This is a genomic window from Rahnella sp. ChDrAdgB13, from assembly GCF_017655185.1.
Lineage (GTDB): Bacteria > Pseudomonadota > Gammaproteobacteria > Enterobacterales > Enterobacteriaceae > Rahnella > Rahnella contaminans.
In genome coordinates this window covers 1-8206 of the sequence record NZ_JAEMGT010000178.1, presented here as the reverse complement: position 1 = coordinate 8206, position 8206 = coordinate 1, and the positions used below count along the sequence as shown (strand labels likewise).

At 51.3% G+C, this 8206-nt stretch carries 5 protein-coding genes; 2 read left to right on the top strand and 3 right to left on the bottom strand.

The window, feature by feature from the left end; translation table 11 throughout:
• From J8X26_RS26095 to J8X26_RS26085, 3 genes are all read right to left on the bottom strand, one after another.
• Window positions 1–4269: ESPR-type extended signal peptide-containing protein (locus J8X26_RS26095; RefSeq protein WP_208952447.1), on the bottom strand; the 4269-nt coding region annotated here is incomplete at its 3' end.
• 35 nt (window positions 4270–4304) lie between these two features.
• The gene (locus tag J8X26_RS26090) at window positions 4305–5111 is read right to left on the bottom strand and encodes a hypothetical protein (RefSeq protein WP_165060035.1); all 807 of its coding nucleotides are present in this window, start codon (window positions 5109–5111) and stop codon (window positions 4305–4307) included.
• A 280-nt stretch (window positions 5112–5391) separates the two neighbouring features.
• Window positions 5392–5781 (bottom strand): helix-turn-helix domain-containing protein, encoded by a 390-nt coding sequence (locus tag J8X26_RS26085; RefSeq protein WP_152326641.1) that lies wholly within the window; start codon window positions 5779–5781, stop codon window positions 5392–5394.
• A gap of 745 nt (window positions 5782–6526) precedes the next feature.
• On the opposite strand from J8X26_RS26085, the gene J8X26_RS26080 reads away from it, so the two are divergent.
• The gene (locus tag J8X26_RS26080; protein WP_165060033.1) at window positions 6527–7405 is read left to right on the top strand and encodes a transcriptional regulator; all 879 of its coding nucleotides are present in this window, start codon (window positions 6527–6529) and stop codon (window positions 7403–7405) included.
• Window positions 7392–7877 carry a hypothetical protein gene (locus J8X26_RS26075; RefSeq protein WP_165060031.1) on the top strand — a complete coding sequence of 162 codons (486 nt, stop codon included), beginning with the start codon at window positions 7392–7394 and terminating at the stop codon, window positions 7875–7877. The genes J8X26_RS26080 and J8X26_RS26075 overlap by 14 nt, the downstream gene beginning before the upstream one ends.
• Window positions 7878–8206 lie beyond the last annotated feature (329 nt).

Sequence of the window (8206 nt, the reverse complement as noted above, 5' to 3'; positions counted from 1 at the left end):
CGAGAAGTTCACCGCGTCGCTTGGGTCAGACCCGTCTGCCACGTTGGTGATTTTCGTGCCGCCGGTGTGCGTACTGTTGTCGTAGGTATCGCCGCCCAGCGTGATGCTGTTGTAGTTCACCGTGCCATCGACATATTTGTCGTATTTCACCGTGCCTGCATCCAGATTGGTCACGCTGCTGGTCACGGTATTGAGCGCCATATTGGTGGCGAACAACTGTGAACCGTTCACGCCGTCGGTGCTGTCTGCGCTCAGGCGTCCGGCTGCCAGATTGGTCAGCGTACGTTCTGAACCTGCACTACCCATACTGACCGTGCCCACCGGCGCCGTGCCGGCAAACGCGTAATCAACACCAAGGAGTTTGGTGCCTGCCGTGCCGACAGCGGCCAGCGTGGTCGCGCCGTCACCTAACGCAACGCTGCGTGCTACATCTGCAACTGCACCCATACCGATCGCCACTGCATCAATGCCCGTCGCGGAAGAATCCGTGCCGGTTGAATTGGCGTGGAAGTACTTCGTGCCGGTGGCATAGATGTTGTTAACCTGGTCACCCAGATTGGTCACGTTGTTGTTGGTGGTGGTCAGCTGCGAGAAGTTCACCGCGTCGCTTGGGTCAAACCCGTCTGCCACGTTGGTGATTTTCGTGCCGCCGGTGTGTGTGGTGGTGTTGTACGTGGTGCCACCCAGGGTGACGTTGTTGTAGTTAACCGTGCCGTCCGGGTTGGTGTCGTAATGCACGCTGCTGTCAGAGACAGACTGAAGCTGACGTACGTTGACAGCATCGGTGGCTTGTGTGCCGCCAGCGACATTCGTTATCTGACGCTCCGCACCGGCCGCACCCACTGATACAGCACCCTGAGTTGAAGCTACTGCCGTTTTGCTGAAGAGCTCTTTCGCGCCATTCATACCGGTACGATCAGCGATCGCGCCAGCACCAAGTGCTACGCCATAATTAGCGATCGCTTGTGAATTACGACCAATAGAAGAGGTAGACAACCCTGAAGCCACTGCATTATAACCCACAGCAACAGCCCCGGTGGTGGTGACAGTGCCCGCTTTCGCGCCACTTCCTATGGCCACACTCTGGTTATAAGTTTTGGAATTGGCACCAATAGCAAGTGCATCATCAGCTATCGTGCTTGAGTGATCCCCCATAGCAATTGAATTCACGCCATGAGCTGTAGATGAACTCCCTATGGCAATAGAACCGGTGTCGAGGAACCCGACCAATGCTTTATTACCTAACGCGATGGCATTTGTGGAGTTCACGTTGGCGCCATTACCAATGGCGATTGCGCTATCCGCGCTGTCAAGAGGACTTGTATTTGTTGCCTGAGCACCTTGCCCCATCGCAATAGATGACGAGCTGCTGGCGACAGAACCCATACCGATCGCCACCGCATCAGCCCCCGTCGCAGACGAATCCGTCCCTGTCGAGTTGGCGTGGAAGTATTTCGTGCCGGTGGCATAGATGTTGTTGATGTTGTTATTGGTCGTCGTCAGCTGCGAGAAGTTCACCGCGTCGCTTGGATTAGACCCGTCCCCCACGTTGGTGATTTTCGTCCCGCCGGTATGCGTGGCGCTGTTGTACGTCGTGCCACCCAGCGTCATGCTGTTGTAGTTGACCGTGCCGTCGCCGTTCTTATCGTACTGCACGGATTCGTCAGCAAGAGATTTCAATTGTGAGACGTTGACCGCATCAGTCAGCGCAGCACCGGCCGCCAGATTGGTAATCCGGCGCTCGCTTCCGGCGGAACCAATCGAGACTTCCCCGGAGGCATTACCTTTCATATCAGCCGCGTTAGCGCCTTTAGGCACATAGGCAGCCTGCCCGAGATTCGCGGTCGTTGTCGTAGCGAACCCGAGGGCAACGCTGTTATCAGCGCTGGCGATCGCAGAAGTACCCAGAGCGATGGAAGTCGCGCCGGTAGCTGAAGCCCTGGTGCCTATTGCCATTGCACCACTGCCAGAAACAGTGGTGGCCGCACCAAGAGCAATAGATGAATCACCAGTAGCGCCAGAGGCTGCGCCAATCGCGATACCCGACTTGCCCGTGGTATAAGCAGAATCACCAATCACGATCTGCCTGGCATTGGCTGCGATTCCTGTATAGCTTGCCGAAGATTTATTGCCGATCACGACGCTGTTACCTGCGGCTGTTGCCGATGCGCCATTACCCATAGCAATCGCGTTGGCCGAATTGGCATCCGCAACCGCGTTCACACCTACTGCAATCGCATCTGCACCGAGTGCTTTAGAATCCGTCCCGGTCGAGTTGGCGTGGAAGTATTTCGTGCCGGTGGCATAGATGTTGTTGATGTTGTTATTGGTCGTGGTCAGCTGCGAGAAGTTCACCGCGTCGCTTGGGTCAGACCCGTCCGCCACGTTGGTGATTTTCGTCCCGCCGGTATGCGTGGTGCTGTTGTACGTCGTGCCACCCAGGGTGACGTTGTTGTAGTTAACCGTGCCGTCCGGGTTGGTGTCGTAATGCACGCTGCCGTCAGAAACAGATTGAAGCTGACGCACGTTGACGGCATCCGTCGCTTGCGTACCACCGGCAACGTTAGTGATCTGGCGTTCTGAGCCCGCATTACCCACGGAAACCGCACCCTGAGTTGAAGCCACCGCCGTATTGCTGAACTTCTCTTTTGCACCGCTCATCCCGGCACGGCTGGCAACCGCGGACTGACCCAGCGCCACGCTCCCCGCTACCGAGGCAACGGCGTTATTGCCGACTGCCATTGCATTCGCAGCAGAAGCGGCAGAAGACGCACCGACGGCAAACGCTGCTGCACCGCTGGCGTTAGCGTTATACCCTACTGCGGTAGACGTCCCGCCGGTCGCCGAGCTGCCGTTACCTAAAGCCGTATCGTTGGTGACCGTTGCAGAACCACTCACCCCGGCGACAGCGTTGCCGCCCATTGCCAGAGATCCGCTGTTGTACGCCTGCACGTTATTACCGATAGCGACGCCGGACTGGCCCTGCGCAGAGGCAGACTGACCAATCGCGGTAGACTGATTCCCGGCGGCATTGACGCCAGCGGAGTAGGCATGCCCCCCGATAGTAATCGCATCTGTACCTGTTGCAGACGCACTGTCACCAATCGCAGTCTGGGAACCCGCGCCGGTCGCCACGGCTTTGGTGCCGATCGCAATCGGAGAGCTACCCGCTGCTGACGTTGAGGTCGCCGTGGCACGCTGGCCGATAGCAATACCCTGAGTTATCCCGCCTGCGGCGTTATTCGCCGTGGCATAAGCGCCGATAGCCACCGGCGCATTAGAACCATTCGCCCCCGGCGTTACAGAGCCCACGGCGGTCGCGTTACCGCCAATAGCGACTGCGCCTTCCGCTCCCAGTGCAGGGTTTACCGGATTTGAGTTAGCCACCGCACCATAACCCATTGCCACATCACGCCCGTTCACGGCCTGAGAAGTGGCCCCGAAGCTCAGGGAGTAATTCCCTGCGGAGCTGGCACTGTTACCTAAAGCAAGGGAGCCGGTACCCACTGAAGAGGCCAGATTGCCCATTGCCAGTGAGGAGTCACCCGTTGCCGTGGTATTCGACCCCATCGCCAGTGAGTTGGCGCCTGCGGAGTTGGCATACCAGCCAATTGCCGTACCGGTGGCACCGGTCACGGTAGAACCGCCACCAATCGCCGTAGTATGGTCCGGAACGGCTTTCGCCATATCACCAATCGCCACAGAACTGTAGCCATTTACCACCGCACTACGACCAATAGCCGTGGCGTTGGTATTCGTCGCCGTCGCATTAGAACCAAAGGCGATCGCGCCATCATCAGACGCCGCAGATAACGAGCCGATAGCCATCGCACCGTTGCCCCCGCTGGCTTTTGCCCCCTGACCAATTGCGATGCCATTCACAATCGTGGCACTGGCAGAATGGCCAAGTGCCACGCTGTCTACACCGGTTGCCGTGGCTGACTGACCAATCGCCGTGGCTGAAGAACCGGTGGCTGACGCGGTAGGTCCGATTGCCGTTGCGTTGCCTGACGCCGTGGCAGCGCCACCGTTGATTGAGGTGTTACTTGCAATGTTGTTATCTAATGCGGCACTGCTGGTGCCCGCGCCTGCCACCCAGGCGTCAGCCGGGAAGGCGATAAGTGCTGCGGCCACAAAGCCAGACAACCCACCCACGCGTTTTGCGATACGCAGGGAGCTGCTGCCTTTTCCTCTTGCTCCCGCAAATTCACCCGCAACAACCCAGGCTTTATGTGTAGAGCTCCATACTAAACGGTATATCTTGTTCATCTATATTCTCCTCCTGGCTCCATGCCAGGATTAAGTTAAAGCTTGTGGTTTGTGGCCAGCAGGGTTGCTGTGGCCTTATCGATCAAAGGTTTTTCCAGTGAGGTGCGGTTCAAAGCGTTCTTTTCGCGCTCGTATAATTTCTGAGCGGCGTTATTGTTGTGTGCGACGTACTGCAAATATCCGCCGGTGAAGAAAGTGGCTTCGGTGACTGCGTCCCCTTTTGCAAGCGGGCTGGTTTCAGGCATCGATTTCACGGCAGAGAAAATGGCGTCCGGACTGCCTTTACCGGCATACAATCTGGCAATCGCCTGATAGCGTGGATAAGTGAAGTGGTATTTCGCCGTGTCTTTGGTCAGCTGCTTTTGTAATGCGGCAGAAGACCCTGTCCAGGTGCGGGCGGTCAGCCATAACTGCCACAGGCTGGCGTATTGGGCTTCCTGCGTATTCTTGCCGTCGGCGAGATGGCGAAATGCCGTTTTTGATTCGTCGAACCGGTTAAGAACGGCCAGATTGATGGCTGAAGGCGTCGCAACCTGACCGGCGAATTCAGTACCCAGCAGCAGGTCATAGCCCTGACGGGCTGCCTGCGGATTGCCATTCAGATCATTGGCTACCGCGTCATTAAAAACAGTTGAATAAGCCAAATGGCGGGCCGCAGGATCCCCGGCGACCTCTGTCTGCTCATGCACGCCGGTTTTCACCTGCGTATCGGCAGCGGCAACCTGGCTGAACGTCAATAACGAACTCAGCATCAGCAAAGGCAATAATGCTGAGGTGGAAATAGCGCGGGCCGCAGATATAAGCGGATTACGCAAATAAATCCCGTATGTCATATTTTTCATAAAAAACTCACAGTAGATGAATGGGTAATTCAACTTTTATTTAAAAATCATTAAGCAGGTAACCGCGGCTTGCAAAAAAAGCGCCGATACTAATATTCAGACGTAGAGCGGCCCTCAGCCGTTATATAAAATATAAGGCATTTATCTAAGATGTTATTAATGCTGCCAATATGTTACACAAGCAAAGATGAATACTCCTCTGCTCTGATGATTCATGTATATTAATTTCGTAGAAAATTAATTTAAATATTCACCAAATGAATGAAAAGTTGTACTGAAACTATTTAACATGCTCACAATAGAGCGGCGTTATTTCAGGATAATTAATTGTGTAACCCGCTCCTTTAGCACTCTGGATGAAATCTTCAGGAAGCCCCACCATCGCGAGTTTCTTGTTAAGCTTATTGAGTACCTGCCACAGACGTTGCGTCGATGGGCTCAGATTATTTTCTTCCCAAATTTTGCTCAGGAGTTCATCTTTGGTTACTTTTTGCGACCGGCCATGGCTCAGCAGATAAAGGAAAAGTTGCATCATGGTGTCGTTAAAAAAGACCGAACCAAACATCAGGTTTCGCTCTGTACAGTCAACAGAAAAGCGATAAAGCCTTTTGCTGCCTATATCAAAGTGAATGTCTTTACCAATTAAAAAACCGTACAGTTTATAATCCATTTACTTTACCCGTTAGTCGAAACAACCAACCAAGGCTGTCATCCATGTATTTAGCAAAAATATATTACCCATAGAATTAATGTGGCTGATTATATGTTTCCACTACGATCTTACAATACACTCCAGGGTATCTCTGATGAGTCACCCGGCCTGACATGCTCTTGCTGATTATTCCGTTTAAAATGAATTAGCCAGAGTTATTCACTATGAATGGAGAATTCAGTGGCGTTAAAAATCAACAACCCACCATCCCGAAAAACTCACTTTAAAAAACCAAAAAAATGCTCACATGAAGAGTTTTATGCTACTTTCCTGCCTAAGGTAATGTTTCCTTTGTGGTATATATTAGGATTTCACGCACTACTTTTCTAAACCCTCCACTTTCTACTCCTCATATCGGCGCTTACTCCCAAATGGGTAATGGCCGTTCAGCGGCAAATTTTTATGATCATCCGTACAAGCCACGCAGGGGAACATACTTTCACCGTGGCGCTGAGACACAAACTAAGGTCGAACGTACCGGGAGGGAAGTGAAGTCTTTTGAATTATGTTTAATAAGAAAGGGGAAAGAAGAAAAGGAAGGATATGTTACGGGCGTATACACATAAAAAAACAATCTCAATGCACTGATTTTTAAGCATATAACTCTTAATTAGATTTTTTCTGACCCGGGTTCCTGTTACCCCGGCGCAGATCCTCAGGTGGTATACACTTTAAGAAATCCTCAAGGGGAACAGATACCAATATGACCCTCAAATACCTTATCAGCGATCAGGTGATCTTTGATTCTGACGCCCATCACTTGATCTCACTGACATCGGACACCGTTAAAGTCACGTTGCATACCCCGGCAAGCCAGTGTTTGTTACTACTGCTGCAAAACCAGGGTGAAGTACTCACTCAGAAATTTCTTTTTGAAAATATCTGGGGCAAAAACGGAGCATTTGTCAGTGCCAATACGCTCTATCAGAATATTGCCATTGTCCGTAAAGGCCTGAAATCCGCTGGCATCGAGGACGATATTGTTCAAACCATACCCAAAACGGGAATTAAATTTACCGGTCATGCGACGCTTTATTTCGCGAAAGAAACAGACCCACAGGAAATGCGTGAAGCGTCTCCCCCTGTTCAGTCCCTTCCGGGTGAGGTTTATTCACCACAGAATGTCGATGTTGAAAACTCCGCTACAGAACAAAATTTACCCGCCTCTGATCGGCAACCCGAAACCTTCTCTGCTCCCGACTCCGCATTGCCGCAAAAAACCGGCCATCAGAGAATTTCCCCTCTTTATTTTTATCTGACAGCATTCGTATTTTGTGGACTGAGTCTGATGACCTACCTGCAGCTCAAGCCTGAAGGTTCCTTTTTTTCTGATTATCATCTGATTGGCAAAGTAAATGGCTGCATGCTTACCTCCTCTTACTATGATAAAGACGTCGCTATAAAGGAATTTTCAGCGCTTTTCCAACACGGAGGGATCACCTGTACAGACAAAACGTATGCTTACATCACCCTCAACCGGCTCCCTGAAGGAACAGCTTTATTAATGTGCGATAAGCCTGCAGAGAAAATTAACGCACAGTGCCTGAGCTATATATATCTGGAAAAAAATGATGATAAATAATAAGCATGTGTGGATTTACCTTCTGCTCGCTATTTTTGCTCTTTCCCCTCTGTTCGTTTTGGGGTATCTGAATCACCAGAAGAATAATTTTTCTTGTCAGTCAGAAATCGTGATATCGAAGGGCAACTCTGTTTACTCGGCACTGATGTACTACCATTTTGATAACGGGAACGGCATCGTTGAAACATCCGGTTATTTTAAAAAAGAGGGTGCCGCAATTACCAAAATCAATAAAAGAATCGCCTTCCGGTACTGGGTCAATGATGACACGCTGACAATGGTTTCTTCCTATCTGCATAATGATAATGTCACGGACGCATCACTCAACGCGCTGACGCCCGATTTTTTCCTTTATAGCGATCGGGGAGTGACATATCAGTTAGCCAAAGAAAACAAATCTACCTACCTTTTTATCCAGAGTGATACCCCGCTATTTTCCTGTGTTATCAACCCTGTTAAACACCCCGGATAATTTTGCCGCTGTATGAAGACGTCGGTTACCCGCGTTTCGGCGGGAGAACCCCTTTTCCTTCACGCAAAAAACACCTCTTGTCTGCACATGGCATGATGAAATTCTTCTCCCCTCGCAATTTCTGAAAACTGGACAAATAACACTTCAATTCAGAACGTTTATGAGTAAACTCGCACAATGATAATTTGACTTAAGTCAGGTCAAGGCCTCGGTTTCAAAGGGGCAAGACGTCGTGCAATGGATAATGACACCGCGATGACGGCTTTGTTGAATAAATCGAACTTTTGGCCGTAATCAGGATCAGATCACCACATTCCCGATCCTGTAGC

Bases quoted from the DNA above. Each gene is read 5' to 3' on its own strand.
- J8X26_RS26090 (WP_165060035.1), bottom strand. From the start codon at position 5,111: ATGAAAAATATGACATACGGGATTTATTTGCGTAATCCGCTTATATCT.
- J8X26_RS26075 (WP_165060031.1), top strand. From the start codon at position 7,392: ATGATGATAAATAATAAGCATGTGTGGATTTACCTTCTGCTCGCTATT.
- J8X26_RS26080 (WP_165060033.1), top strand. From the start codon at position 6,527: ATGACCCTCAAATACCTTATCAGCGATCAGGTGATCTTTGATTCTGAC.
- J8X26_RS26085 (WP_152326641.1), bottom strand. From the start codon at position 5,781: ATGGATTATAAACTGTACGGTTTTTTAATTGGTAAAGACATTCACTTT.